Annotated in this window: 27 protein-coding genes and 1 tRNA gene; 18 read left to right on the forward strand and 10 right to left on the reverse strand. The window is 67.4% G+C overall.

Translation table 11 applies throughout. The features are described from left to right. Positions 1–3: 3 nt before the first annotated feature. From flhA to AC1RJ5_RS13720, 7 genes are all read right to left on the reverse strand, one after another. Positions 4–2,076: a flagellar biosynthesis protein FlhA gene (flhA, locus tag AC1RJ5_RS13690; RefSeq protein ID WP_269573408.1), complete on the reverse strand. Its 2,073-nt coding sequence runs from the start codon at positions 2,074–2,076 to the stop codon at positions 4–6. 15 nt (positions 2,077–2,091) lie between these two features. Further along, a complete protein-coding gene (locus AC1RJ5_RS13695; protein WP_269573407.1) occupies positions 2,092–2,979 on the reverse strand; it encodes a lytic transglycosylase domain-containing protein in 888 nt (295 codons plus the stop codon). Positions 2,980–3,065: 86 nt separating this feature from the next. Continuing rightward, on the reverse strand, positions 3,066–3,377 hold the full coding sequence (locus tag AC1RJ5_RS13700) for a flagellar protein FlgN (protein ID WP_269573406.1): 312 nt from the start codon (positions 3,375–3,377) through the stop codon (positions 3,066–3,068). After that, the gene (flgM, locus tag AC1RJ5_RS13705; RefSeq protein WP_342250272.1) at positions 3,374–3,661 is read right to left on the reverse strand and encodes a flagellar biosynthesis anti-sigma factor FlgM; all 288 of its coding nucleotides are present in this window, start codon (positions 3,659–3,661) and stop codon (positions 3,374–3,376) included. The genes AC1RJ5_RS13700 and flgM overlap by 4 nt, the downstream gene beginning before the upstream one ends. Before the next feature lie 69 nt (positions 3,662–3,730). Further along, the gene (locus AC1RJ5_RS13710) at positions 3,731–4,273 is read right to left on the reverse strand and encodes a flagella basal body P-ring formation protein FlgA (RefSeq protein ID WP_342250273.1); all 543 of its coding nucleotides are present in this window, start codon (positions 4,271–4,273) and stop codon (positions 3,731–3,733) included. A 53-nt stretch (positions 4,274–4,326) separates the two neighbouring features. Continuing rightward, positions 4,327–4,833 carry a flagellar motor protein MotB gene (locus tag AC1RJ5_RS13715; protein ID WP_342250274.1) on the reverse strand — a complete coding sequence of 169 codons (507 nt, stop codon included), beginning with the start codon at positions 4,831–4,833 and terminating at the stop codon, positions 4,327–4,329. Then, positions 4,830–5,492: a motility protein A gene (locus AC1RJ5_RS13720; protein ID WP_269573402.1), complete on the reverse strand. Its 663-nt coding sequence runs from the start codon at positions 5,490–5,492 to the stop codon at positions 4,830–4,832. Before AC1RJ5_RS13720 ends, AC1RJ5_RS13715 begins: the two co-directional genes overlap by 4 nt. Before the next feature lie 216 nt (positions 5,493–5,708). Here AC1RJ5_RS13720 and flgB point away from each other — a divergent pair, with 216 nt between their 5' ends. From flgB to AC1RJ5_RS13785, 13 genes are all read left to right on the forward strand, one after another. After that, the gene (gene flgB, locus AC1RJ5_RS13725; protein WP_269573401.1) at positions 5,709–6,062 is read left to right on the forward strand and encodes a flagellar basal body rod protein FlgB; all 354 of its coding nucleotides are present in this window, start codon (positions 5,709–5,711) and stop codon (positions 6,060–6,062) included. 3 nt (positions 6,063–6,065) lie between these two features. Continuing rightward, positions 6,066–6,476 (forward strand): flagellar basal body rod protein FlgC, encoded by a 411-nt coding sequence (flgC, locus tag AC1RJ5_RS13730; protein WP_269573400.1) that lies wholly within the window; start codon positions 6,066–6,068, stop codon positions 6,474–6,476. A gap of 2 nt (positions 6,477–6,478) precedes the next feature. Continuing rightward, the gene (locus AC1RJ5_RS13735; RefSeq protein WP_269573399.1) at positions 6,479–7,186 is read left to right on the forward strand and encodes a flagellar hook assembly protein FlgD; all 708 of its coding nucleotides are present in this window, start codon (positions 6,479–6,481) and stop codon (positions 7,184–7,186) included. Between the two features lie 27 nt (positions 7,187–7,213). Next, entirely contained in the window at positions 7,214–8,521 is a 1,308-nt protein-coding gene (locus AC1RJ5_RS13740; RefSeq protein WP_269573398.1) for a flagellar hook protein FlgE, read from the forward strand. Between the two features lie 26 nt (positions 8,522–8,547). Further along, on the forward strand, positions 8,548–9,291 hold the full coding sequence (flgF, locus tag AC1RJ5_RS13745) for a flagellar basal-body rod protein FlgF (protein WP_184163088.1): 744 nt from the start codon (positions 8,548–8,550) through the stop codon (positions 9,289–9,291). Positions 9,292–9,306: 15 nt separating this feature from the next. Continuing rightward, a complete protein-coding gene (flgG, locus tag AC1RJ5_RS13750) occupies positions 9,307–10,095 on the forward strand; it encodes a flagellar basal-body rod protein FlgG (RefSeq protein ID WP_184163091.1) in 789 nt (262 codons plus the stop codon). A gap of 11 nt (positions 10,096–10,106) precedes the next feature. Continuing rightward, a complete protein-coding gene (locus AC1RJ5_RS13755; protein ID WP_269573397.1) occupies positions 10,107–10,805 on the forward strand; it encodes a flagellar basal body L-ring protein FlgH in 699 nt (232 codons plus the stop codon). Positions 10,806–10,819: 14 nt separating this feature from the next. Beyond that, positions 10,820–11,917, forward strand: coding sequence for a flagellar basal body P-ring protein FlgI (locus AC1RJ5_RS13760; protein WP_269573396.1), 1,098 nt, complete (start codon positions 10,820–10,822; stop codon positions 11,915–11,917). After that, positions 11,914–12,270 (forward strand): rod-binding protein, encoded by a 357-nt coding sequence (locus AC1RJ5_RS13765; protein WP_269573395.1) that lies wholly within the window; start codon positions 11,914–11,916, stop codon positions 12,268–12,270. Before AC1RJ5_RS13760 ends, AC1RJ5_RS13765 begins: the two co-directional genes overlap by 4 nt. Then, positions 12,267–13,610: a flagellar hook-associated protein FlgK gene (flgK, locus tag AC1RJ5_RS13770; RefSeq protein WP_493113821.1), complete on the forward strand. Its 1,344-nt coding sequence runs from the start codon at positions 12,267–12,269 to the stop codon at positions 13,608–13,610. Before AC1RJ5_RS13765 ends, flgK begins: the two co-directional genes overlap by 4 nt. 6 nt (positions 13,611–13,616) lie before the next feature. Next, positions 13,617–14,516, forward strand: a complete 900-nt coding sequence (locus AC1RJ5_RS13775; protein WP_269573393.1) for a flagellin N-terminal helical domain-containing protein — start codon at positions 13,617–13,619, stop codon at positions 14,514–14,516. A 164-nt stretch (positions 14,517–14,680) separates the two neighbouring features. Then, positions 14,681–15,544, forward strand: coding sequence for a flagellar motor stator protein MotA (gene motA, locus AC1RJ5_RS13780; protein ID WP_184163112.1), 864 nt, complete (start codon positions 14,681–14,683; stop codon positions 15,542–15,544). Beyond that, the gene (locus AC1RJ5_RS13785; RefSeq protein ID WP_342250277.1) at positions 15,545–16,516 is read left to right on the forward strand and encodes a flagellar motor protein MotB; all 972 of its coding nucleotides are present in this window, start codon (positions 15,545–15,547) and stop codon (positions 16,514–16,516) included. A gap of 32 nt (positions 16,517–16,548) precedes the next feature. Here the strand turns inward: AC1RJ5_RS13785 and AC1RJ5_RS13790 are convergent, their stop codons facing one another. Both AC1RJ5_RS13790 and AC1RJ5_RS13795 read right to left on the reverse strand, forming a co-directional pair. Beyond that, on the reverse strand, positions 16,549–19,467 hold the full coding sequence (locus tag AC1RJ5_RS13790; protein ID WP_493113824.1) for a TonB-dependent receptor: 2,919 nt from the start codon (positions 19,465–19,467) through the stop codon (positions 16,549–16,551). A gap of 206 nt (positions 19,468–19,673) precedes the next feature. After that, positions 19,674–19,760: transfer RNA gene (locus tag AC1RJ5_RS13795), tRNA-Leu, on the reverse strand. 129 nt (positions 19,761–19,889) lie between these two features. Here AC1RJ5_RS13795 and AC1RJ5_RS13800 point away from each other — a divergent pair. Continuing rightward, on the forward strand, positions 19,890–21,242 hold the full coding sequence (locus AC1RJ5_RS13800) for an MATE family efflux transporter (protein WP_342250279.1): 1,353 nt from the start codon (positions 19,890–19,892) through the stop codon (positions 21,240–21,242). Here the strand turns inward: AC1RJ5_RS13800 and AC1RJ5_RS13805 are convergent. Further along, positions 21,223–21,972, reverse strand: coding sequence for an MJ0042-type zinc finger domain-containing protein (locus tag AC1RJ5_RS13805; protein ID WP_342250280.1), 750 nt, complete (start codon positions 21,970–21,972; stop codon positions 21,223–21,225). The two genes, AC1RJ5_RS13800 and AC1RJ5_RS13805, sit on opposite strands and share 20 nt — an antisense overlap. A 158-nt stretch (positions 21,973–22,130) precedes the next feature. Between AC1RJ5_RS13805 and ftsE the strand changes: the two genes are divergently transcribed. From ftsE to AC1RJ5_RS13825, 4 genes are read left to right on the forward strand one after another with little or no spacing between them, the layout of a single operon-like run. Continuing rightward, entirely contained in the window at positions 22,131–22,835 is a 705-nt protein-coding gene (gene ftsE, locus AC1RJ5_RS13810; protein WP_184163127.1) for a cell division ATP-binding protein FtsE, read from the forward strand. Continuing rightward, positions 22,832–23,716 carry a cell division protein FtsX gene (locus tag AC1RJ5_RS13815; RefSeq protein WP_184163131.1) on the forward strand — a complete coding sequence of 295 codons (885 nt, stop codon included), beginning with the start codon at positions 22,832–22,834 and terminating at the stop codon, positions 23,714–23,716. Before ftsE ends, AC1RJ5_RS13815 begins: the two co-directional genes overlap by 4 nt. After that, entirely contained in the window at positions 23,713–24,243 is a 531-nt protein-coding gene (locus AC1RJ5_RS13820) for a YdcF family protein (protein WP_342250281.1), read from the forward strand. The genes AC1RJ5_RS13815 and AC1RJ5_RS13820 overlap by 4 nt, the downstream gene beginning before the upstream one ends. Continuing rightward, the gene (locus AC1RJ5_RS13825; protein ID WP_493113828.1) at positions 24,243–24,926 is read left to right on the forward strand and encodes a lysophospholipid acyltransferase family protein; all 684 of its coding nucleotides are present in this window, start codon (positions 24,243–24,245) and stop codon (positions 24,924–24,926) included. Before AC1RJ5_RS13820 ends, AC1RJ5_RS13825 begins: the two co-directional genes overlap by 1 nt. The last annotated feature ends 169 nt before the right edge of the window (positions 24,927–25,095 follow it).

A 25,095-nucleotide genomic window follows, 5' to 3' on the forward strand; every position in this document is an offset into this window, starting at 1 on the left:
CATTCATGCGGGCAGCGCCTCCGGCGCACCGATCACGGCGATGACTTCGACGGCCTTGTCCTCGGGCACTTCGAAGAAGCTCATCACCGGCGTGTCGGGCAGGACGTTGCGGACGAGCTTGCGGATCGCGATGCGGATCGAAGGCTGGACGACAAGCGCGAAGGGCTTGGCCTCGGCGATTAGCGGCTGGGCGGCGCGCTGGAGCGCATCGGCGATGCGGCGGCCGAGATCGGGCTCGATCGTGTGGCGGCGCGACGGATCGGAACGAACCGCCTGGCCGAGCAGCGCTTCGAGCTGGCCTTCGAGTGTCATCACCCGCAGCGGCTCGCGCACGCCGCACAGGCGCTGGATGATCAGCGGGCCGAGCTCGGGACGGATCAGCTCGATCAGCTCCTCGGCATCGAGCGTGCGCTGGGCGGCGACGGCGATGGCGGCGGCGATGCGACGGAATTCCTTGAGCGGGATGCTCTCGGCGAGCAGGCCGCGCAGGATCTGGGTGAGCGTGGTGAGCGGCACCGGCGCCGGGGTGAGCGCCGCGACCAGCTGGGGCGAGCGCTCCTTGAGCCCTTCGAGCAGCGACTGGACCTCATCGGCGCCGAGCAGATCGGACGCGTTCTGGATCAGGCACTGGTTGAGGTGCGTGGCGATCACCGTGCCCGGATCGACGACGAGATAGCCAAGGCCGATCGCAGCATCCGAATCGCCTTGGGCGATCCACATCGCGTCGAGCCCGAAGGTCGGGTCCTTGACCTGCTTGCCCTGGAGGCGGCCGGCGGCCTGGCCGGTGTCGATCGCCAGCACCTCGTCGGGCGAGACATTGTCCTCGGCCATGACGACGCCGCCGATGACGATGCGATAGGTGAAGGGCGCGAGGTTGATGTCGTCGCGCACGCGCACCTGCGGGACGACGAAGCCGAGCTCCTTGGAGAGCTGGCGGCGCACCCCGGTGATCCGGCCCATCAGCGGGCCGCCGCGACGCTCGTCGACCAGCGGCACCAGGCCGTAGCCGATGTCGAGCATCACCTGCATGTTGTCGGTGACTTCGTCCCAGCCGATCTTCGACAGGTCGGTCGGCTCGGCCGGGGGCGCGGCGACAATCTTCGGACGGAGCGAAACCTTGCGGAGGTGCCAGGCGGCGAAGCCCGCGCCCGCGGCGGCCGGCAGCATCAGGAAATGCGGCATGCCCGGGAAGACGCCGAGCAGGCCGAGGATGACCGCGACCGGGGTCCAGGTCTTGTGGCTGGCGAACTGGCTGCCGATCTGGCCAGCGAGATCGTCGCTCGACTTGACGCGGGTGACGATGGCGGCGGCCGCGATCGAGAGCAGCAGCGCCGGAACCTGGGCGACCAGCGCGTCACCGATGGCGAGCAGGACATAGGTCGAGGCTGCCTCGCCCACCGCCATCTGGTGGCTGGCGACGCCGAGGATCAGGCCGCCGACCACGTTGATCGCGAGGATCAGCAGGCCGGCGATCGCATCGCCCTTCACGAACTTGGACGAACCGTCCATCGCGCCGTAGAAATCGGCTTCGGTCGAGACTTCGAGGCGCTTGGCGCGGGCATCGTCGGGAGTGATCAGGCCGGCATTGAGATCGGCGTCGATCGCCATCTGCTTGCCGGGCAGGGCATCGAGGGTGAAGCGGGCCGACACTTCGGAGACGCGGCCGGCGCCCTTGGTCACCACGATCATGTTGATGATGACGATGACGGCGAACACGACCAGACCGACGACATAGTCGCCGCCGATCATGAAGGTGCCGAACGCCTCGATCACATGGCCGGCGGCGCTTTCGCCCTCATGGCCATGGACCAGCACGACGCGGGTCGAGGCAACGTTGAGACCGAGGCGGAACAGCGTGGCGAACAGCAGCACGGTGGGGAAGGCGGAGAAGTCGAGCGGCTTCTGCGCGTTCAGCGCCACCATCAGCACCGCGAGGCTGATCATGATGTTGAGGATGAAGAAGGCGTCGAGCAGGAAGGCCGGGATCGGCACCACCATCAGCGCGACGAGCAACAGGATCGCGCCGGGCAGCGCGAAGCTCTTGGCGGCGGGCACTGCGCCCGCGGGAAGCGACATGGCAGACACTAGGGGTTACGCTCCCAGGTTCGCGAGCATGAGATAGGCGAGGCGGGCGTTTTCCGGCGTCGGGCGCAGCGGATCGATGCGGCGGCCGAGCGGATCGCTGGCATTGGCGCCCTGCGAGACATTGAGCTGGGCGAGTGTGTTCTGCACCCAGTGCCGGTCGCTATCGACCGCGCCGTTGCCGAGCACGACTTCATTGTCGCCATCGCTCCAGGCGCGGGCGGCGGCGCTGAAACTGCCATCCAGGCCGTCCGAGGCGAGGCCGCTGGCACCGCCTGCGGCAGCGCCCTGGTCGAGCTTGCCGGCGAAGCGGCTGTAGATCTCCGAAAGCGTGCGCGGCTGGCCGTTCGAAGCGTAGAACACGCTGCGATTGGCGCGTGCGGCGGCGGGGAACATGCTGGCGCCGGTGCGGCCCGGGCTCTCCGCCATCGCGCTCAGGAACTTGTCGGCGCCGCCCAGGCCCAGAAAGTGCGCCATATAAAGGTCGGTGCCGGTGGCCGGGCGGCCAAGGCTGTCCTCGAGCGACGCCTTGTTGTCGGCGGCATGCTCGGCGGCCATCAGCGAGGCGGTCTGCGGATCGCTGCGCAGGTTGAGGATCGCGCTGCGGGCGGCGGGATCACTCACCACATAGCGCCCGGTGCTGGTCTGCTTGATGCTGTCGGCGGCCCAGGACAGGCCGTGCTCGGCGCCGTGCTGCTTGACCACGCCGAGCCAGCTCTGCTCGATGAACTGGTAGAGGCCGGTCGCCGAGGAGGTGCCGGCGCGCGCGTCCGCCTTCAACCCGCTCTCGACCTGTGCCTGGCCGAGCAGATAGTTGAAGTCGATGCCGGTCTTGCGGCTCGCCGCGGCGATCGCCGTCTGGACGCTTGCCCTGGTATTGACCGAAGTGACGCTCATCTGGTCCTGATCCGGATTGCCCTTATTCGGGGCTATCGGAGCAAGTACCGTGCCAGTTCTGGTTAATGCGGGTTAGGGACGCCCGCTCAGGCGAGGGCGTAGCCGCCGGCCTTGTAGGAAGGCGCCTGCTGACCGGAAAGGATTTGCAGGCGGCGGCGAACATTTGCCGCCATCAGGTTCACATAGATGCGGCAGGTCTCGTTGAGCTTGTGCGCTTCCGCCGCCAGCTCGCGGATCTCGGGGCCCGGAGCCTCGCCGTCATAGAGTGCCACCGTGTCGATCGCGGCAAGCTTGGCCTGGGTGGCCTTTTCCAATCCGGCGACATCGCTCGCCTTCAGCGCCGCAATCTCGGCATGGAGGCATTCGATCACCTGGATGAGCGCGTCGCGCCGGGTCATTGGTTCGGCTTCCATTCGAGCTTGTACGCGAGCAGGCGGTCGGCGATCTCGGCCGGATAGAGCGGGAAGCGCTTCTCCTGGATCGCCTTGCGGATCCGGGCGACGCGCTCGGCATCGACCGGCGGCTGGGCCGCCTCGCTGCTCGCTATATCCGCCGCGGCGCTCTGCACCGCCGGCGTGTCGCTTGCCACCGGACGCACCGAAGCGACCCGGGCAGCGGGTTCAACGGGCACAGTGCGACGGTCGGTAACCGCGCCTGCCTTCGTGCCGATTGATTCCACCATTGCCTGCAATCCTCGCTATGCCTGCAGCCCTTCAAACGGCCGCCGCACGCGAAACTTTACCGAAAAATTTCAGCCACCCTCGGCATAGCCCGGCAGGCGCGCGCGGCCGGGCTCGATCGCGATCGCCTGGATCGGCGGCTGCTTGTCGTCGACCTTCACACTGATCCGGCCGCCGGCGGGCGCGTCGTTCACCGCGACGCCCTGGCGCGAGATCGAGAAGCCCTCCGACCCCGCCTCGACCGTGACGGCATCGCCGCGCTTGATCACCGGCTCGGCCTTCACCGCCACCGGCGGGCGGACGACGATATTGGCGGGCATCGGCGCGGGCAGGGCAGCCTTGGGCCGGGGCACGGCCGCGACCGGAACGAAGATCTTCCAGGCCGGCGCCATGCAGCGGACCACGACCGCGTCATGACCCTCGCTGCGCCATTCGAGCTGCGGCGCGGCGCAGCGGGTGAGCTTCAGGCGCGCATCGATCGGCGCGATCGCCCCACCCTGCTCGCCGACCGACTTGCCGGTAAACTGCGCGACGACGGTATCGAGCACCGCAGTCGACTGGAAATCCTGCGCGCCGGCGGGCGCGGCGGCGATCATGGCAATGGCGAGGAGCATCTTCTTCTCCTTGTGGAAAGAGCGGCAAGGGGCGGCAATTGCCGGACGGCAAATCATTGCCGCCCCCCTTCAAAGCCGAGGGCGAGGACGGCGCGGCGCTGGCCGCGCCCGGTGGAAATCACGATGCGCGACGGATCGATCGCATGCTCGCGGATGAGCAGCGCGGCGACCGCACGGGCACGATCGGCAGCCAGGATCGGCCCGCTGCCGGTGGCCGGATCGACGTCCTGCGCCGACCCATCGACTTCGCCGGTGATGCGCAGGCGGGTACGCGGATCGCGCGCAGCACTGCGTGCCCATTCGAGCGCTGAGGCCGTATCGACCGGCACGGCCGAGCCCGGTGCGAAGCCGGTTGCAGTGGCGATATCGACCGGCATCGGCGCCGGCACTGCCACGCTTTCACTCGCGCCGAAGCCCGAACGGATGCCCGCGGCGAGCTTCATCGGATCGACCTGGCTGGCCTGGAGGAAGACGAAGAAGCCGACGAGCAGCAGCGACAGATCGGCCAGGGTGACCAGCCAGGGCGCGCGCGTGGGCTCCTCGTCGTCGAACACGGTCACGCCGCGATCTCCTTGAGCGTACCGCTGCCCGGCTCGATCCCGGCAAGCGTGGCCAGTGCCGGCTGGAGGCGGAGCCGCTCCTGCGCCTCATGCCGGGCACGGCGCTTGAGCCGCGTTGCGACGGGCAGCAGTGCAAGATTCGCGAGCAGCGCGCCATAGAGCGTCGCGAGCAGCGCCACGGCCATCGCGCCGCCGATCGCCTGGGGGTCCTTCATCGCGGCGAACATGCCGACCAGGCCGATCAGCGTGCCGACCATGCCCATCGCCGGCGCAAGCTCGGCAGCGCCCGACCAGACTTCCCAGCCGCCACGATGCCGCTCGAACCGGGCGCAGCGGCGCTGCTCGAGCAGGGTCTCGACGTCCTTGGCACTCGCGCCATCGACGATCGCGGCGACCGCGACGGCGATGTCCGGATCCTCGATCTTCGAGCGATCGAGCGCGATCACGCCGTGGCGCCGCGCGATCCGGCCGAGCGCCGAGACCTGGGCGACCAGCGGCTCGACATCGAAGCGGCGACGCGGCAACTGGCCCAGCGCGACAACACCGCGGGCAAGATCGCCCGACGCGTTGCGCAGCACGGTGCCCGCCACCACGCCCCCGCCGACAATGGCGAGCGCGAGCGGATCGAGGAAAGTCCCGAGCGCGGGAAGCACATTCATATCCATGCCCGCATGGGTGCAAGAGGCGGGCCAATTGCGTGCGCCTCAGAGCCCGGCAACCTGCCCCGCCCCGACCGGCAACCCCGTGCCGACACACCGGCAAAACCTTGCCGCCCCTTGCCGTTCCTGAGGGGAATAGCGGTTTTTTCGCCCTTCCGGGCAATTTGGCACGACGGTTGCAGGGACCCCGCCGAACTTTTGTGCGGGAGACGTGCAATGCCCAATGACAACCTCTTCGGCGTACATGGCACAGCGCTCGCCGTGCGCTCGCAGCGCATGGGCATGCTGGCATCGAACATCGCGAATGCATCGACGCCGGGCTACAAGGCCAAGGACGTGGACTTCCGCGCCGCGCTCAACAGCGCGACCAGCGGTACCGGCTCGATCGATACCGCGATCGACGCCAACACGCTCTACCGCGTGCCGCTCCAGCCCTCGGCCGACGGCAATACCGTCGAGCTGACCACCGAGCAGACCGCCTTCGCCGAAAACGCCGTCGCCTATCAGACGACGCTGTCGTTCCTGAACGGCCGCATCGGCCAGATCACGCGCGCGCTGAAGGGAGAATAAGAAATGGGCGACCAGCCGCTTTCGATCTTCCAGGTCTCCGGCCGCGCGATGAGCGCGCAGCTGGTGCGGATGAACACCACGGCTTCGAACCTGGCCAATGTCGGCACGGTCTCGTCGAGTGCCGAAGCCGCCTATCGCACGATCAAGCCGGTGTTCCGCACCGCCTTCGACCAGGCGAGCGGGATGTCGACCGTCGATGTCGAGCAGGTGGTCACCGCGGGCTCCGAGCCGACCAAGCGCTACGATCCCGGCAACCCGATGGCCGACAAGGACGGCAATGTCTGGGAAGCCGCCGTGGATGAGACCCGGGAGCTGGTCGACATGATGGAGACCGCCCGGAACTACCAGAACAACGTCGAGGTGATGCAGACCGCCAAGTCGCTGATCATCGACACCCTCAAGCTGGGCCGCTGATCATGAGTGATTTCGATACTACCCTCGCCGGACTGGGCATCTCGCGGTACAACACCACGAGCACCACGAGCGGCACCACGCTCGACACCAAGGACACCTCCAACCTCGGCAAGACCGACATGGACGTATCCGACTTCCTGGCGCTGATGACGGCCCAGCTGAAGAACCAGGATCCGTTCGAGCCGGTCGATAACAGCCAGATGGTCGCCCAGATGGCGCAGTTCTCGTCGCTCTCCGGCATCACCGAGATGAGCTCGACGCTGAAGTCGATCTCCAGCCAGCTGAGCACCTCCACGCTCAACGACGCGATCGGCTATGTCGGCAAGACCGTGCTGGTCCAGGGCTCGACCGCCTATCCGCGCACCACCGGCGGCCTCGCCGGCGCCGTCGCGCTGGAGAAGGACGCGACCAACGTCACGGTGTCGATCAAGGATGCCAACGGCAACGCGGTCAAGACGATCGAGATGGGCAAGGAGACCAAGGGCGCGGTCGCCTGGGACTGGGACGGCAAGACCGATGCCGGCGAAGATGCCGGCGACGGCCCGTTCACCGTCAGCGTCACCGCCACCGACGGCACCGGCAACGTCAAGGCCTATCCGCTGGTCTGGGCGCCCGTCACCGCCGTCTCGATGGGATCCGACGGCAAGCCGCTCTTGACGCTTCCGGGCATCGGCAACGTTTCCACCGACGCCGTCTGGCAGGTCGGCTGAACCAGTTTTTCCAAGGAGTAACGGAAAATGTCCTTCTTCACTTCGCTCTCCGGCCTGCAGGCAGCGCAGACCGACATGTCGACGATCTCGCACAATCTCGCGAACGTGCAGACCAACGGCTTCAAGAAGAGCACCACCCAGTTCGCCGACGTCATCGCGTCGACCGCCAACATGAACCCGACCCAGATGGTCGGTTCGGGCGTGGTCGTGAAGGCAGTGCGCCAGCAGTTCGGCCAGGGTGGCTTCACCCAGTCGTCCTCGGCGCTCGACGTCGCGATCTCGGGTGACGGCTTCTTCATCGTCAAGGGCGACGAGAAGAGCGGCAACGGCGTTGCGTACACCCGCAACGGCAGCTTCCAGGTCGATGCCGACCGCTATGTGGTCGACGCCCAGGGCAACAAGCTGCAGGTCTATCCGGTGGACGGCTCGGGCGCGGTGGTCGCGACCGGTCTTTCCTCGACCGTCAGCCTGCGCCTGCCGCAGACCAGCGGCACGCCGCAGGCCACCGAGAACGTCAAGCTCGGCCTCAACCTCAACGCCGGCTCGGCGCTCCCGGCTGACAACGTCAAGTTCGACAGCACCGAATACAAGTTCGACCGCTTCGACCCGACGACCTACAACCAGTCGGTCCAGACCACGGTCTATGACGCGAACGGCAACGCGCTGACGCTGACCAACTATTTCGTCCGCGAGACCAAGCCGAGCGACACCGACGCGACCAGCAGCTGGAAGGTCTATTCGTTCGTCGGCGACCAGCAGCTGAACGCCGGCGATGATCCCAACACGATCTCGCAGTTCGAGCTGAAGTTCGACAGCACCGGCAAGCTCTCCGAGCCCACCACCCCCGTGACCTTCATGGGCTTCCTGGCGCCGGGCGCGACTTCGGAGCAGGTACTCAAGCTCGACCTGACCCAGGGCACCACCCAGGTCAGTTCGCCGTTCAGCCTCAACTCGACCAAGCAGGACGGTTCGCCCGTCGGCCAGATCGAAGGCGTGACCATCGGCGACGACGGCACCGTGACCGCGAGCTTCTCGAACGGCGACACCCAGGCACTGGGCAAGGTCGTGCTGGCCAGCTTCACCAACAATGCGGGCCTGCGCCAGCTCGGCAACTCGACCTGGGCCGCCACCGGCTTCTCGGGCGATGCGCGCCTTGGCGAGCCGGGCACCAACGGGTTCGGCGGGCTGATGTCGGGCGCGATCGAGCGCTCGAACGTCGACATCACCGAGGAGCTGGTCAATCTGATCGCGGCGCAGCGCAACTTCCAGGCGAATGCCAAGGCGCTCGATACCGCCAGCCAGATGTCCCAGACCATCTTCAACATCCGCAGCTGATCTGATCGGCTGAGGAGGAGCAACCCATGGACCGGCTTGTCTATACCGCGATGTCTGGGCTCAGGAGCCAGATGCAGTCGCAGGCGACGATCGCGAACAACATCGCGAACGCCTCGACCATCGGCTTCCGCGCCGAGCGCGTCAGCTTCGACCGGCTGGTCCTCCAGGGTACGGGCATGGATTCGCGCCAGCTGGCGGCGGAAGAAGTCAACGACATCGACCGCACCAAGGGCACGATCGTCCAGACCGGCAACCCGCTCGATGTTGCCGTGAACGGCGATGCCTGGATGACCGTCCAGGCGACCGACGGCAGCGAAGCCTATACGAGGCGCGGCGATCTGAAGATCGCGCCCTCGGGCGTGCTGGAAACCGGCGACGGTTTCCCGGTGATGGGGTCGGGGGGCCCCATCACCGTGCCGCCCGCCGACAAGGTTTCGATCTCCGAGGACGGCACCGTCTCGATCGTGCCGCGTGGCGGCGATCCGACGCAGCCGCAGGTGGTCGACAAGATCAAGCTGGTCAGCACCGACGGTTCGCAGACCGTCAAGGGGCTGGACAATCTCCTCCATGTGAAGGGCGGCGGCGTGCTGCCCGAGGACATGGACGCCAAGGTGACCTCGGGTTCGCTCGAGCAGTCGAACGTCAATCTGACACAGGCGCTGGTCGACATGATCGAGAACCAGCGCGCCTACGAAGTGCAGGCCAACCTGCTCAAGGAAGCGAAGAACATGGACGAGAGCACCGCATCGCTGATGCGGATGCCGTCCTGATAGGGAGTAAGACCGATGGGTTCGGCAGCATTGCACATCGCGCGCACGGGTCTCGACGCCCAGGATACGCGCATGCGGGTCATCTCGAACAACCTCGCGAACGTGAACACGACCGCGTTCAAGAAGGACCGCGCCAGCTTCCAGACGCTCGCCTATCAGGTGGTCACGGCGCCTGGCGCCGCCTCGACGGCTGAGACCAAGTACGCGACCGGCCTCAACCTCGGCACCGGCGTGCGCGTGCAGGGCACGCAGCGGCTGGAGACCCAGGGATCGCTGCAGACGACCGGCAACGGCCTCGACATGGCGATCGACGGCAATGGCTATTTCCAGATCCAGCTGCCCGGCGGCGGCCTGGGCTATACCCGCGCGGGCAATTTCTCGCGCTCGGCGGAAGGCCAGCTGGTCACCTCCGAGGGCTATCAGGTGATGCCGGGCGTCACCATTCCCGAGGGCGCGATCTCGGTCACCGTCGGCACCGACGGCACCGTCTCGGCGCAGATGCCGAACCAGACCGACCTCACCCAGATCGGCCAGATCCAGATCGCCAGCTTCCCCAATCCGGCGGGCCTGCAGGCGGTGGGCGACAACTATCTGATCGAGACGCCGGCAAGCGGCACGGTCGCGCTCGGCAATGCCGGCGTCGATGGCCGCGGCACGATCCGCCAGGGCATGCTCGAAGGCTCGAACGTCAACGTCGTCGAGGAGCTGGTCGACATGATCGAGACCCAGCGCGCCTATGAGGTGAACTCGAAGATGATCTCGGCGACCGACGAGATGCTCAAATACGTCAACCAGAACATCTGAGGCGACGGATCATGACGCATCTCACCCGCATCGCCGCCGCCGCACTGACCGCCGCCGGGCTCGCCTTCGCCGCGACGCCGGCCCAGGCCCAGTTCCTCGGGATCGGCAAGAAGAAGCCAAAGGAGGATTTCTCCGTGACGCTTCCCAGCGCCGCACCCGCGACGCCGGCGCCGGCCAATGGCGGCATCTTCCAGGTGAACGACGGCTATGCCGCGCTCTACGAAGGCCAGCGCGCGCGCCGCGTGGGTGACCCGCTGTCGATTCTGCTGGTCGAGAAGACCGCAGCGTCCAAGTCGGCCGGCACCAAGCTCGACAGCTCGGGCGGCTTCGGCCTGACCCCGCCGAGCACCGGTGCGCTGTCGCTGTTCAAGGAAAGCGACGCCAGCGTGAGCGGCAAGCGCAACTTCAACGGCACCGGCACCGCCGACCAGGCCAATGCGCTGTCGGGCGAGATCAGCGTCACGGTTGCCGCGGTCTATCCGAACGGCACGATGCTGGTGCAGGGCCAGAAGCGCGTGACGCTCAACCGCGGCGACGAGTTCGTCCAGATCAAGGGTATCGTGCGCGTGGCGGACATCGACGCGAACAACCGCGTGCTTTCCACGCGCGTCGCCGATGCCCGCATCGCCTATACCGGCAAGGGCGATGTCGCCCGCGCCAGCCGCCAGGGCTGGCTGAGCCGGTTCTTCTCCGTGATCAGCCCCTTCTAAGCCGGAGCAGACCGATGATCCGCCGCTTCCTCGCGCTCGCCGCCCTCGCCCTTCTCGCAACTGCCCCGGCACACGCCCAGCGCGTGAAGGACCTGGGTGGGTTCCAGGGCATCCGTACCAACCAGCTGACCGGCTATGGCGTGGTCGTGGGCCTTCCCGGCACGGGCGACGACAATCTGGAATATACCGTCCAGTCGATGAAGGGCGTCACCTCGCGCTTCGGCCTGCAGCTGCCCCAGGGCGTGGCGCCGGGCCTGAAGAACGCGGCGGTAGTGATGATAACCGCCGAGCTGCCCGCCTTCGCCAAGCCGGGCCAGAAGCTCGACATCACCGTCTCGTCGATGGGCAAGGCCAAGTCGCTGCGCGGCGGTACGCTGATCCTCACGCCGCTCCAGGGCGCCGACGGCCAGATCTATGCGATGGCGCAGGGCAACCTTGCCGTGGGCGGGCTCGGCGCCGAGGGTGCCGACGGCTCGAAGATCGTGGTCAACACGCCGAGCTCCGGCCGCATCCCGGAAGGTGCCACCGTCGAGCGCAGCGTCGATACCGGCTTCGACAAGTCGCCCTTCATCACCTTCAACCTCGCCCGTGCCGACTTCACCACGGCGCAGCGGGTGCAGGACGCGATCAACCTTCGCTTCGGCCCCGGCCGCGCCCGCGCGATCGACGGCGTGTCGATCGCCATCCAGGCCCCCGAGGGCCGCGACGTGCGCGCCGAGCTGATGAGCGAAGTCGAGAACCTCAAGGTCGAGGCGGCCGAGGCCGCTGCCCGGGTGATCGTCAACGCGCGCACCGGCACCGTCGTGATCAACTCCGCCGTCCGGGTCAGCCCCGCTGCGGTAACACATGGTAAACTGACCGTTCGTATTGATGAGAACCAGCGCACCAGCCAGCCCGCGCCGTTCAGCAAGGGCGAGACGCGCACCGAGCAGCACAGCACGGTCGGCGTCGAAGAGGAGAAGCACCCCATGTTCCTGATGGACCCGGGCCCCAAGCTCTCGGACGTCGTCAAGGCGGTGAACGCGATCGGCGCGTCGCCGGCGGACCTGGTCGCCATCCTCGAGGCACTCAAGGAAGCCGGCGCGCTCAAGGCGGAGCTGATCATCCTGTGAGCAACGTGCTTGGCCCCATCGGCAGCCCGTCGGGCGGCGTGTCGACCGACACGTCGCGCCTGGCGAACAAGGAGAATCTCGAAGCCGCCGGCCAGCGCTTCGAGGCCGTCTTCACAGGCATGATGCTGAAGTCGATGCGCCAGGCCAAGCTCGGCGACGGGCTGTTCGACAGCAAGGGCGAGGACCAGTTCCGCGACATGCAGGACCAGCAGCTCGCCCAGAGCATGGCCGTGCACGCTCCGATCGGCATCGGTAAGGCGATGACCGCCTTCCTGGCCAAGAGCATGAAGACCGAGACGGCAGCCGAACCCGGCACCGCGCCCACCGCGACAGAAGGAGGCACCGTCAAATGACCGACCTGCTTTCGATCGGCGCCAGCGGCGCACGCGCCTACCAGTCGGCACTCGCCACCACGTCGGACAATATCGCCAATGCGGCGACCACCGGCTATTCGCGCCGCGTCGCCACGGTGCGCGAAGTCGTCGCCACCGGCGGCAACACCAGCGCGATCAATTCGGGCCTGGGCGCCAATGTCGGCGGCGTTATTCGCGCGGCGGATGCCTTCAAGGCGACCGAAGTGCGCACCGCGAGCTCGGACCTTGCCCGCACCCTCACCGGCGCGACCTGGCTGGGCCGCATCGATACCGGCCTGACCCAGAACCAATTGGGCAGCCAGCTGACCGCCTTCTTCACCTCCGCCAAGGCCGTGGCGGCGGACCCGACCGCGTTGCCCGCGCGCGCAACGATGCTCGAGAATGCCGCCGGCGTCGCCGCCGCCTTCAATGCGACCGGCAAGGCGCTCGACGGCGCGATGACCGACCTCAAGGCCTCGGCCGACACGGCGGTGACCCAGCTCAACAATCTTTCCGCGAGCCTCGCCAAGGTGAATGCCGGGCTTGCCCGCGCGACCGACGGCACTGCCGGCCAGGCCGCGCTGCTCGACCAGCGCGACCAGATGCTCGAGCAGATGAGCGCGCTCACCGATGTGAACGTCAGCTTCGATGCCTATGGCCGCGCTTCGGTGCGCGCCGGTAGCAGCTCGGGCCCGGCGCTCGTCGACGGCGCGCAGGCAGCGATCGTTTCGCAGACCAGCAACGACGAAGGCGCCTTTGCCTTCTCGGTACGCCAGCCGACCGGCGAAGTGCAGATCATGTCCCCGAACGGCGGCGCGATGGCCGGCATTGCCGAGAGCGGCAGCCGCATCGCGACGGCGCGCGACCAGATCAGCCAGATGGCGCAGGATTTCGCCGAGGGCGTCAACGCCGTCCAGGCGGCGGGCAGCGACCTGCAGGGCAATGCCGGCCAGCCGATCTTCGCGGTCGGCGATCCCGCCTATCAGCTGACCGCGGTGATGAGCGATCCGCGCGGCATCGCGGCCGCTGCGGCCGGTGGCGGCACCCGCGACAACAGCAATCTCGCCGGGCTCGAAGCGCTGCGCACCAGCGGCAATTTCGAGCAGGGCGTCACCGATCTCACCGCCGCCAACGGCGCGGCGCTCGCGGGCCGCAACAGCGTCGCCGATGCCCAGTCGTCGATCCGGGACGCCGCCGTTTCGGCGCGCGATTCGATCAGCGGGGTGAACATCGACGAGGAGGCCGTCGATCTGATGCGCTTCCAGCAGGCCTATCAGGCGTCTACCCGCGTGATCCAGGTCGCGCGCGAAACGCTCCAGTCGATCCTCGATATCAGGTAAACGATTATGCGCATCTCCACTTCGCAGATGTACAGCCGCCCAGTGTCGCTGATGACTCAGCTCACCGCCGAGGCCGACAAGACCCAGACCCAGATCGCCACGACCAAGCTGGGCGTGACCGCGGTCTCGGACGCGGCCGCCTATGTGAAGCTGCAGCAGATCCAGCGCGCCACCACGGGCGATTCGACCTACAAGGCCAACATCAACGTCGCACAGGGCGTGATCGCGCAGACCGACCAGACGCTCGACAGCGTCGAGACGCAGCTCCAGCGCGCGCTCGAGCTTGCCACCCGCGCCGCCAACGACACGCTGTCGGATTCGGACCGTGCCGCGATCGGCGAAGAGCTGAGCGCGATCCGCGACACGCTCTACGGCCTGGCCAACACCAAGGACGACATCCGCGGCCAGCCGCTGTTCGGCGGCGCGGCCGGCGATACCGCCTATGTGAAGAACGCCGACGGCTCGATCAGCTTCGCTGGCACCGGCGATCCTTCGGGCATCCCGGTGGCCGATGGCGAGAGCATCCAGCCGACGATCAGCGGCGCGCGTGTTTTCACCACCGGCGATGTCGATATGTTCAAGACGATCGGCGACCTGGCCGATGCGCTCAAATCAGGCACCAATGTCCATGCCGCCGGCGACACCGCGCTGGCCGGCATCAACGCCTCGCTCGACCAGGTGACGCTGGCGCGCGCTTCGGTGGGCGCACGGGCGGCGCGGCTCGATCTCGAGGCTGACCGGCTGACCGCCGTCGCCGAGACGCGCGAGAGCACCCGATCGGGAATCGAGGACACCGATATCCCGACCGCGGTCGCCAATCTGCAGAAGACGCTGACCGTGCTGCAGGCGACCCAGGCCAGCTTTACCAAGCTGACCAGCGTCTCGCTGTTCGACTACCTCAAGTAAACTACCGGGAAGACGCGATTTTCCGGCCGCTAGACGGCGTGCGCGCAAATCCAAAGCGAAAGCGCGAAATAATTGGCGCCGGTAACGAATTAACCATGTTTTTCCGCTGAATATCACGGCGAAACGGTCGTTAACCGAGACGACAAATCGGGGGTTTCGCGCACATGTTTCCGGCAATCGGCCTCGTCATCCTGCTGGCAATGGTCTTCGGTGGTTTCGCGATCACCGGCGGCGCGCTGGGCCCCGTGCTCGAAGCCATCCCGCACGAGATGCTGATCATCGGCGGCGCCGCCGCCGGCGCGCTCGTCATCGGCAACTCCACCAAGGAGCTGAAGGCGCTCGGCGGCGGCCTGGCCAAGGTGCTCAAGGGCCCGAAATACAAGAAGCAGGACTATCTCGACACGATCTTCCTGGTCTCGAAGCTGATGAAGATGCTGCGGACCGAAGGCCCGATCGCGCTCGAGCCACATGTCGAGGATCCCAAGTCCAGTGCGATCTTCGCCGAATATCCGCGCCTGCTCGCCGATCACACGCTGATCAACCTGATCACGGACACGCTGCGCCTCGTCGTCGTCTCGTCCGGCACGCTCGACGTGCATGCGGTCGAGGAAGTGATGGATAACTCGATCAAGACCCATCATCACGAAGTGCAGGGCCCGCAGACCACGCTCCAGTCGCTCGGCGACGCACTGCCGGCACTCGGCATCGTCGCCGCCGTGCTCGGCGTGGTGAAGACGATGGGCTCGATCGACAAGCCGCCGAGCATCCTCGGCGCGATGATCGGTTCGGCGCTGGTCGGCACCTTCATGGGCGTGCTGCTGGCGTACGGCATCGTCGCGCCGCTCGCCGGCCGCCTGCAGCAGGTGATCGATGCCGATGCGGCGATCTATCACGTCGTGAAGCAGATCATCATCGCTTCGCTCCACGGCCATCCGCAGCCGCTGGTGATCGAAGCGGCGCGCTCCAGCATCGCGCACGCCAACCAGCCGGGCTTCGGCGAAGTGTTCGACGGGCTGAGGGGCCGGTAAGTGGCCGCGCAGCGCGCACCCCATGGAAACCAGCTCCAGCCGAAGATCATCGTCAAGAAGATCATCGTCGAGGGGCATGGCGGCCATCACGGCGGCGCCTGGAAGGTGGCCTATGCCGACTTCGTGACCGCGATGATGGCGTTCTTCCTGCTGCTGTGGATCCTCGGCGCCACCACCGAGAAGCAGCGCAAGGCGCTTGCCGACTATTTCGCGCCGACCCTTGTCGAGCTCAAGCAGAACAGCGCCGGCTCGAACGGCCTGTTCGGCGGCGAGGCGATCAACCAGCGCGACAATTATCCCGGCAAGGCATCGCAGACCGGCACCAAGTCGCTGACCGTGCCGGTGGGCGGCGCCGGCGGCAAGGATGTCGGCACCGGCAGCAAGGGTACGCTCAAGGACCAGCGCGCGCTGACTCAGCAGGACCAGAAGAATTTCGAGGAAACCGCCAAGCGCATCCGCCAGCGCATGCGGATGACTCCGGCGCTTTCGAAGCTCGCCAACCATGTCCGCTTCGTGCCGACGCGCGACGGCATGCGGATCGACCTGCTCGACGATGCGAACTATTCGATGTTCAACCTGGGCACGACTGCGCTGGTGCCGGAGGCGAGCGCGCTGATCAGCACGATCGCCGAATCGATCAAGGGCATGGAAAACCCGATCATGATCCGCGGCCATACCGACAGTCTCGGCTATGGCGATCCGCTGGCGATGAACAACTGGATGCTCTCCAGCGGCCGCGCCGAAGCCACGCGCCGGCGCCTGCTGTCAGGCAGCGTTACCGAAACGCGCTTCGAGCGGATCGAGGGCGTGGCCGACCGTGAGCCGCTGATCGTCGAGAATCCCGCCGACCCGCGCAACCGCCGCGTCTCGATCACCCTGCTCTATCGCCGGATCATGGACCAGGATCAGCAGGGCCGCTTCCGTCCCGGCCTGCGCGCCAGCCGCGAAGCCGGCGCGCCGCTGGAGCATTAAACCAGCGCGCCGAAACGCGCCGGCGCGTTTCCTCAGAAGAACTGCTTGCGGAAGGTCAGCTTGACCGTGCGGCCGAGAGGATCGCGCAGGTTCGGCGCATAGGCCGCCGGCGTCAGGCCATTCTGGTCGGTCACCCGCTGGCGGGCATTGAAGATGTTATCGACGCGCAGCTGGATCCGCGAGCCCCGGAACCAGGGATGCTTGAGCAGGAAATCGATGTCCTGGCCCGGGTTGTACTCGGCGAGCAGGTTCAGCTTGGCGAGGCTGCCGAAGTTGAGCTCGCTGATGCTGCCCGGGATCGCCGCGCTGCCGGTGCTGGTATGCGTGCCGCTGGTCCAGTTGCCGTTGAGCTGGACGAGCATCGCGTCGCGCTTCACGCCCGCGGTGATGTCGATGCGGTGCGCGGCAATCGATTGGGCGCTGTCACCGCTCAGCCGGTCGATCACGGGCAGGCCTGGACGGATCTGGATCTCATCCTTGAGCACCCAGGTGTGATAGGCGCTGAAGATCAGGCGGTTGCCGCCACCCCCGCCGCCAAAGCCGCCACGGCCGCCGCCCGGACCGCCACCAAAGCGCGGACCGCCGCCCTGACCGCCGCCACCGGCACCCGGCCCCTGGCCCGGCGCATCGGTCTGAACCCGGCCCTGGCCCTGCTCCTGCCCCTGGGGCTGCGGCTGGTTCTGGCCCTGCTGCCCTTCAGGGCGCGGGCCGCGGAACTGCTGGCTCATCGTGCCGCCGAACAGGCTCGATTGCTGGCCGAAGCGGCGGAACTGCTCGAACATCGCGGTCATCTCGGCCGGCATGGGCTGGCCGGTGCGGCGCGATTCCTCGCGGGCCTTCTGGAAGGCCTCGCGCCGCGCCTGCATCCGCTTCTGCTGCGGCGAGGCGATCGGCAGGAACAGGTTGAAGCCCCAGCGCAGTTCCGAATGCTCGGTCCGGTCATAGTTCACCGGGCGCGAATCGATGCTGAGCAGCCGGCCGGCGCCGTCGCGGACAAAGCGATCGGGGAACGCCGCCTCGACTTCGGCCGAAGCGCCGGGGAAGCTCTGGATCGCGTTGCGGAAGCGCGAATTGGTGTAGTTCACCACGATGCCGAGATTGGTCTCGGTGAGCGGCCGGATGTTGAGCCCGGCGCGGAACACGTGCCGGCTGTCGGCGCTCAGCAGCGCGTTGCCGCCGGTGATCTGGCTGATGTTGACGCTTTCGCCGCGCACGAAGTCATAGACGGTCACATTGGGCGTGGTGATCACCGGATTGCCGAGCTGGCCCGGCGTCGGCGCGTTGCTGTCGTCGATGACGCTGACGATCGCCTGGACCTGGGTGATCGGCGACCAGTTGAAGCCATAGCCGGTGGTGGTCAGCCGGCCGAAGTCCGAGAGCTGCTCGACTTCGATATTGGCGTTGATCGAGAAGTCGCCGATCGCATCGAGCACCGCGCGGCGGCGGCTGGCGATCGGCACGCTGATGTTGCCGCGGATGCTGCCGGTGTCGCGCGAGATGTCGCTGTTGCTGAACACCCCCGAGCGGAAGGAGCGGCCCGAAAGATCGTTGGTGCGCCCGGCCACGCGGATGCTGGTGGTGACGTCGCCCGCCGGCAGCTTGAACAGCGCGCCGTTGGTGAGGAACTCGACATTGCCGACCTTCGTGGTCGATTCGGTCCAGTCGTTCGGCCGGATGACGAGCGCGCTGTAGGGCAGTTCGCCGAACGGGTTGAAGCTCGCGTCATTGGCGTTGAGCAGCGCCTGCATCCGCGAGGGATCGATGCCGCGGGTCGTGGTCGAATCGCTGCCCGTCTGCTGGTAATTGGCGTTGAGCGACCAGCGCCAGCTCTTGATCCAGGGTGCCGAATCGCCGTTGATCGTCACTTCGCCGCGCAGCGCCTGGCTGCCGCCCGAGCGGGTGAGCGGGTTGAGATTGTCGTAATAGCGCAGCAGCTGGACGTTCTGGCTGAATGGCGACCAGCGATTGCCCGCCGGCAGGGTCAGCGTCGCGCTGGGCAGGCCGAGCCAGGATTCATTCTCGGTAACGTCGAGATTGATCGTCGCGGTCGCGCTCACCTTGGGCGAAAGCGCACGATTGTAGATGCCGCTGACGTTCAGCGTCTTCGCCGGGCCGATCAGGGTGCGATAGGGCGTGAGATCGGTGACGTTGGGATCGTTGGCATTGGCCGCATAGGCCGAAAGCGGCAGCAGGCCATTGGCTGCGTTCGCCGGCACGCCGGCGACGGTGACGGACGACCCGACCAGCGCGCTCAGCGCCGGATCGATCTGCGCACCGCCGATGCCGGTGATGTTGCCGGTGGTGTCGAACAGCGAATTGCCCGCGCGGGTTACCCCGCGCTCGCTCTCGAGGAGCGCGGAATTCTGGTTGTACTTCACATCCAGCGTCACCCGCCCGTCGCGGTTGAGCTTGAGGATGTTGACGTTGCCGCTGCCGGTGAAGTTGCCGCCGGCGGTGGGCATCTGCCCTTCCAGCACGGTGGTGAGCGCCTGAAAGCGCCGGCGCAGCACGAAGTTGATCACCTTCTGCGTGGCCGCATAGCCATATTGCAGCGCGACTTCCTCGGGCAGGATGTCGATCCGCTCGATCGCCTCGGTCGGCAGGTCGCGGACTTCATTCATGCTCGAGCGGCGACCGCTGATCAGGATCACCGGCTGCTCGTCGCCGCGGCCCGAACCGCTGCCGAGCTGCGCCTGGAGCGCCGTGATCAGCTCCGACACGTTCGAGGCGCCATAGGCACGGATATCGGCGGGGTTGAGCTGCACCTCCGGCTTCACATCGGTCTTCACCGCACCCGGAAGCACGCCGTTGACGACGATCGCGCCTTCATCCCCCATCTCGTCGCTGCCGCTGTCCTGCGACGCCGCCGGCCGGGCCGGCTGCTGCGGACGGTCCTGCGCGGGCGTGGGTGTGGGCTGCTGCTGCGCCTGGGCCAGTGCGGCTCCCGGCATGGCGCCGACAAGCAACCCCGCAATAGCAGACCCAAGCATCAACGTAGAACGCATGAATTCCCCACCCTTTTCGAAAACCCCGGCAGTGCAGTGACACCGCTCGCATGAACAAGGCGTGGCTAAGCGCGACTTGTCGCAGAAGTTTGCCCGGTTCTCGAAAAAATTGCGGCACCGCGGCGATGTCGCCGGGTGCCTGCATTTTTCACTGGTGCGGTCGAGAAGACTCGAACTTCCACGGCCTTTCGGCCACAACGACCTCAACGTTGCGCGTCTACCAGTTCCGCCACGACCGCACGTGAAATCCGCTGGTTGGGATACCAACGGCTGGTAAGGCAGCGGCCCCTAGCAATGCGTTTCGGACATTGCAAGCGGTTCCGCCACGCTTTTCCAAACGAAGCGAAATCCGCTAAGCGCGCCCTCCCATGCGCCTCTCCCCCGATCTTTCCGCCGAGATGCGCCGAATCCTGTCGCTGGCATGGCCGGTGGCGCTGACCAGCCTCAACTGGACGATCCTCCACGTCACCGATGTCGTCGTGGTCGGCTTCACCGGCACCGAGCAGGTCGCGGCGCTGGGCGCGAGCCGCGCGCTGACCTTCCCGGGCATCGTGATGGGGCTCGGGGCGCTGACCGGCGTGCTCGTCCATGTCTCGCGCGCCGACGGCGCCAGGGACCTGCCCGGCACCGGCCGCGCGCTGCACCAGGGGCTGCTGCTCGCGATCGTCCTTGGCCTGCTCAGCGCCTTGCTGCTCTTCGCCTTTGCCGAGCCGATGCTGCTCGGCATCGGTGTGGCGAGGGAAGTCGCGCCGCTTGCCGCCGATGTCGTGCGGGTGATGGCGCTCGCCTATCCCTTCCAGCTGCTGATCATCGCCGCGAGCTTCTTCCTCGAAGGCGTGAGCCGTCCGCAACGCGTCACGGTGGTCAACCTGGCGATCCTGCCGATCAACGCGCTGCTCGCCTGGGCATTGTCTGCCGGGCATCTCGGCCTGCCCGCGATGGGCGCGACCGGCGCGGCGCTGGCTACTGCGATTGCCTCTGCCCTCGGCGCGGCCGGAATGGTCGGCGCGGCCTGGACGCTGCCCCGCGCCCGCCAGCGCGGCGTACAGGACCTGGCGCATCTGTTCAGCCGCGATTCGCTGACCGGCGCGCTTGGCCTCGCCAAGTTCGGGCTGGTGCCCGCCATCGCCTCGGGCCTCGAGCTGGTAGGCTTCTCGATCCTGATCGCGCTTTCGACCGAACTGGGCGACGTGACCACCCACGCCTTCCAGATCGTCTTCTCGATCCACAACGTCACTTTCTCGGTCGCGCTGGGGCTGGGATCGGCGGCAGGGGTACGCGTAGGCAATGCGGTGGGCGAAGGCGCCCCCCAGGCCGCGGCGCGGCGTGCGGCGATCGCCGCTGCGCTGGCCGCGCTGGCGACGGGGCTGCTCGCCGTGCTGCTGGTACTGGCGCCCCACCCCTTTGTCGCGCTGTTCCCGGCGGTGGCCGAGGTGCGGACGCTCGCACTAATGATGCTGCCGGTCTGGGCCCCCTTCATCCTGTTCGACGGGGTGCAAGTGGTATTCGTCTATGCGCTGCGCTCGCTCGGCGACCAGGTGGTGGCCGGGATCAACTCGGTGATCGCCTTCTTCCTCGTCACGGGCGGCGCAGGCCTGCTGCTCGTCCGCACGCTGGATCTGGGCGCGACCGGATTGGCGCTGGCATCGGGCATGGGCATGGTGGTCGCCGCGACCTTGCACGGCACCCGGCTCTGGTGGGTCAGCCGCCGATTTCGGTAGCGAAGGTCAGCCGGGCCGAGCGCGCGCTGCGCGGCGGATCGACCTGGGCCGAGTTGAAATCGATCACCTGCTTCGGGCCAAGCTCGCGCACCTGCGGGGTGACCCGCCAGCTATAGACCAGCCGGTTCTGCTCGTCCTTCAGCTCGATGCGGATATCGGGCACATGCTGCTTGTCGGCCGTGGGATTGGCCACCTTGCCCGAGATGATGAACAGCTCGCTCCCGTTGGTCTGGGTGCGCAGCTCGACATTCTTCTCGGTGAACACCAGCGGCGTCTCGACTTCGCCGCCCAAGCCAAGACCGATCCCGAGCTGGGCGGCAAGGCCGGGCGCGCCCGAATAGAGGATCGCACCGGTGCCGAGCAGCATCGAGAAGCCCGCGACGAACGCCGCGGCAGTCCAGCGCCGGGCCGGATTCCGGCGGGGCTTGAACGGCGGCTGCGGCGCGAAGGGATCATAGTCGGGCGTGGCGCCGGCAGCGGCCATGATCGAGGCATCGTCGAACACGCGCGGCGCGGCGGGCGCTTCCCGCTTCGGTACCTCGGCCTCGCGCTTGGGCGCCTGGGTGACCGGACCGTCCGACGCCGTGGCACGGGTGGTCAGGTCGAGCGCGACCGGGGCCTGGAACCAGCTATGCTTGCAGCTCGCGCAGCGCACGGTGCGGCCGTCGGCGCCAATGGCGCTGTCGGGCACCAGATAGCGGGTTCGGCACTGGCTGCATTCGAGGATCATTACGCGCGGCTCACGACACGGGGGCCTGTCGCCCGATTGTCACGATTCTAGACCCATCGATTCGCGGCCACAAGAGTCCCCGTCCCGAGTATCCCCAGCTTCTTGAGCGGGGCGGGTCTCTGTGCGATGGCAGGTGCAAGGGAAGCGCCGGGAGCCTGATGGCCAGCATCGTTCAATTCGAGAATGTCGGCCTGCGCTATGGTTCGGGCGACGAGACTCTCTCGGACGTCAGCTTTTCGCTGAACACCGGCAGTTTCTATTTCCTCACCGGTCCGTCCGGCGCGGGCAAGACCTCGCTGCTTAAATTACTCTACCTTGCGCAGCGGCCGAGCCGCGGCACGGTGCGGCTGTTCGGCGAGGATGCCGGCGCCCTGCCCCGCACCCGGCTGCCCGGCTTCCGCCGGCGGATCGGCGTGGTGTTCCAGGACTTCCGCCTGGTTCCGCACCTTTCCGCCTATGACAATATCGCGCTCCCCCTCCGGGTCGCCGGCGTGTCCGAGAGCGATATCGAGGCGCCGGTGCGCGAGATGCTCGCTTGGGTGGGCCTCACCGATCGCGGCCGCGCCAAGCCGCCGACACTTTCGGGCGGCGAGCAGCAGCGCATCGCCATTGCCCGCGCCGTGATCGGCCGCCCCGAGCTGCTCGTCGCCGACGAGCCGACCGGCAATGTCGACCCCGACATGGCCGAGCGGCTGCTGCACCTGTTCGACAGCCTCAACCGCCTCGGCACCACCGTGGTGGTGGCGACGCACGACTTCCACCTGCTCAACCGCATCCCCAACGCGCATATGATGCGGCTGGAAAAAGGCCGGCTGAACGACCCCACCGGCGCGCTGCGCAACCCGCCGCCGGGGCGCGCATGAAGCTGAGCCTCAATCCCAATGCGCCCGACCGCCGCCTGCTCGACGAGAGCCGGCGGACGCGCGCCATGACCTGGATCATGGCGATCATGCTGTTCCTCACCGTGCTGGCCGGCGCGTTGGGGCTGGGCATGTTCGCCGCGACGGCGCAGCTCGATCGCCAGCTGGCCGGCCGGATGACGATCCAGGTCGTCGAGCCCAATGCCGCCACCCGTGACAGCGAAGTGAAGGCACTGCGCGCCGCACTGCCCCGCGTGGCCGGCGTAACCCGTGTCGCCGAAGTCGATCGGCAGCGGCTGGCCGAACTGCTCAAGCCCTGGCTGGGCGATACCGGGCTCGATCCCGACCTGCCGATGCCGGCGATGATCGATGTGGAGACGCGCGGCGGCAACAGCGCCGCCGTCGAGCAGACCGCCAGGGCGATCGCGCCGAACGCCCGGATCGACCGGCACGCCCAGTGGCTCTCGCCCGTGCGCAGCTTCATGACCACGATGAGCTGGCTCGCCGTCGGGCTGATGCTGCTGATCGCCACCGCCACCGCCGCGGTGGTGCTGCTTGCCGCGCGTTCGGGGCTGGACACGCACCGTGACACCATCGATGTGCTCCACATGCTCGGCTCCACCGATGTCCAGATCGCCCGCCTGTTCCAGCGGCGGATCGCGTTCGACACGCTGCTCGGCGGCCTGATCGGCACGCTGGCGGCGCTGGGGCTCGTCTGGTTCCTCCAGTCGCGCATGGCGCTGGTCGGCTCGGAGATGCTGAGCGGTGTGGCGTTGCAGCAGCGCGACTGGTTCCTGCTCCTGCTGCTGCCGCTCGGCTTCGCGCTGCTCGCCACCTTCGCCGCACGCAAGACCGTGCTGCGCGCGCTGGGCCGCACGCTGTGATCCTGCGGCTGATTGCCCTGGTCGTGATCGCCTGGCTGCTCGGCTTCGCCGCGTTCATGCTCTCGCTCGGCCATCCGCTCGAGGGCCGCAAGACCGATGCGATCGTGGTGCTGACCGGCGGGCCGAAGCGGATCGACCGCGCGCTTGCCGTGCTGCGCGCCGGCGATGCGGAACGGCTGCTGGTCAGCGGGGTCGACCCCGATGTGCGCCCGGGCGAGTTCGCGGCGGAGTACAAGATCGATCGCAAGCTGATGCGCTGCTGCGTCGACCTGGGCTGGCAGGCGGTCGATACCCGCTCGAACGCCGAAGAGACGGCGGAATGGGTGAAGGAGCATGGCTACAAGACCGTGCGCCTCGTCACTTCCGACTGGCACATGCCGCGGGCGCGGCTCGAGCTTTCGCATGCGCTGAAGGGCGTCGAGTTGGTCGGCGATCCGGTGCGCAGCCAGCCCGGCTTCGCCATGCTGTTCCGCGAATATCACAAATATCTGGTGCGGCGGATCGCGCTGCTGATGGGCGCCAATTGATGAACCTGCTGCGCACGCTGATCTTCTCGATCTTCTTCTACGGCCTGTCGATCCTCCTGGTGCTGCTGGTGCCGCTGGTCGCGCTGCTCGGCGGCGATGCGCTGCGCACCTATGCGATGGCCTGGGTGGCGCTGATGACCTGGTCCGCCCGCTGGATCCTGGGCATAAGGGTGCAGATCGAGGGCGAGATCCCGAAAGGCCCGGTGCTGTTCGCCGGCAAGCATGAATCGCTGTTCGAGGCGCTGGAGCTGAGCCGGCTGCTCGGCTCCCCTGCCACGGTGATGAAGCGCGAGCTGGCCCAGATCCCGCTCTGGGGCTGGGCGGCGCGGCGCTACGGCGTGATCATCGTCAACCGCACCGCCAATGCCGCGGCGCTGCGTTCGATGATGAAGGACGCCAAGGCCGCGCTGGCGCAGGGCCGCTCGGTGCTCATCTTCCCCGAAGGCACGCGCGTGAAGCCGGGCGAGGCGCCCGAGCTGCGATCGGGCTTTGCCGGGCTCTACCGGATGCTCGAGCTGCCGGTGGTGCCGATCGCGGTGAAGAGCGGCCATGTCTGGCCCAAGCACGGCATCAAGAAGCCGGGCGTCATCACCTTCCGCTTCCTCGACCCGATCCCGCCGGGCCTGCCCCGCGCGGAGGCCGAGGCGAAGGTCCATGCCGGGATCAATGCGCTGAACGGCTGAGCGCGCTCCAGCAGGGCCTGCGCGGCGACTCGCCAAAGTACACGAAGTACAGGCCAAGAACGGGTTTTTGTCGGCGCTATTTTCCCCATCTTCTCCGGCAACGCGCCGCATCCCGCAACGATCTTGCGCGGGCGTGATCCTATTTCCCCAACGGATTCAAGGCGCGACC

The sequence above is a fragment of the Sphingomonas sp. GW822-FHT03G08 genome, assembly GCF_058801135.1.

Bases quoted from the DNA above. Each gene is read 5' to 3' on its own strand.
- AC1RJ5_RS13760 (WP_269573396.1), top strand. From the start codon at position 10,820: ATGATCCGCCGCTTCCTCGCGCTCGCCGCCCTCGCCCTTCTCGCAACT.
- AC1RJ5_RS13720 (WP_269573402.1), bottom strand. From the start codon at position 5,492: ATGAATGTGCTTCCCGCGCTCGGGACTTTCCTCGATCCGCTCGCGCTC.
- flgG (WP_184163091.1), top strand. From the start codon at position 9,307: ATGGGTTCGGCAGCATTGCACATCGCGCGCACGGGTCTCGACGCCCAG.
- AC1RJ5_RS13805 (WP_342250280.1), bottom strand. From the start codon at position 21,972: ATGATCCTCGAATGCAGCCAGTGCCGAACCCGCTATCTGGTGCCCGAC.
- flgF (WP_184163088.1), top strand. From the start codon at position 8,548: ATGGACCGGCTTGTCTATACCGCGATGTCTGGGCTCAGGAGCCAGATG.
- flgC (WP_269573400.1), top strand. From the start codon at position 6,066: ATGGGCGACCAGCCGCTTTCGATCTTCCAGGTCTCCGGCCGCGCGATG.
- AC1RJ5_RS13700 (WP_269573406.1), bottom strand. From the start codon at position 3,377: ATGACCCGGCGCGACGCGCTCATCCAGGTGATCGAATGCCTCCATGCC.
- AC1RJ5_RS13755 (WP_269573397.1), top strand. From the start codon at position 10,107: ATGACGCATCTCACCCGCATCGCCGCCGCCGCACTGACCGCCGCCGGG.
- AC1RJ5_RS13710 (WP_342250273.1), bottom strand. From the start codon at position 4,273: ATGCTCCTCGCCATTGCCATGATCGCCGCCGCGCCCGCCGGCGCGCAG.
- flhA (WP_269573408.1), bottom strand. From the start codon at position 2,076: ATGTCGCTTCCCGCGGGCGCAGTGCCCGCCGCCAAGAGCTTCGCGCTG.
- AC1RJ5_RS13775 (WP_269573393.1), top strand. From the start codon at position 13,617: ATGCGCATCTCCACTTCGCAGATGTACAGCCGCCCAGTGTCGCTGATG.
- AC1RJ5_RS13735 (WP_269573399.1), top strand. From the start codon at position 6,479: ATGAGTGATTTCGATACTACCCTCGCCGGACTGGGCATCTCGCGGTAC.
- AC1RJ5_RS13815 (WP_184163131.1), top strand. From the start codon at position 22,832: ATGAAGCTGAGCCTCAATCCCAATGCGCCCGACCGCCGCCTGCTCGAC.
- flgM (WP_342250272.1), bottom strand. From the start codon at position 3,661: ATGGTGGAATCAATCGGCACGAAGGCAGGCGCGGTTACCGACCGTCGC.
- flgK (WP_493113821.1), top strand. From the start codon at position 12,267: ATGACCGACCTGCTTTCGATCGGCGCCAGCGGCGCACGCGCCTACCAG.
- AC1RJ5_RS13740 (WP_269573398.1), top strand. From the start codon at position 7,214: ATGTCCTTCTTCACTTCGCTCTCCGGCCTGCAGGCAGCGCAGACCGAC.
- ftsE (WP_184163127.1), top strand. From the start codon at position 22,131: ATGGCCAGCATCGTTCAATTCGAGAATGTCGGCCTGCGCTATGGTTCG.
- flgB (WP_269573401.1), top strand. From the start codon at position 5,709: ATGCCCAATGACAACCTCTTCGGCGTACATGGCACAGCGCTCGCCGTG.
- AC1RJ5_RS13800 (WP_342250279.1), top strand. From the start codon at position 19,890: ATGCGCCTCTCCCCCGATCTTTCCGCCGAGATGCGCCGAATCCTGTCG.
- motA (WP_184163112.1), top strand. From the start codon at position 14,681: ATGTTTCCGGCAATCGGCCTCGTCATCCTGCTGGCAATGGTCTTCGGT.
- AC1RJ5_RS13825 (WP_493113828.1), top strand. From the start codon at position 24,243: ATGAACCTGCTGCGCACGCTGATCTTCTCGATCTTCTTCTACGGCCTG.
- AC1RJ5_RS13790 (WP_493113824.1), bottom strand. From the start codon at position 19,467: ATGCCGGGAGCCGCACTGGCCCAGGCGCAGCAGCAGCCCACACCCACG.
- AC1RJ5_RS13695 (WP_269573407.1), bottom strand. From the start codon at position 2,979: ATGAGCGTCACTTCGGTCAATACCAGGGCAAGCGTCCAGACGGCGATC.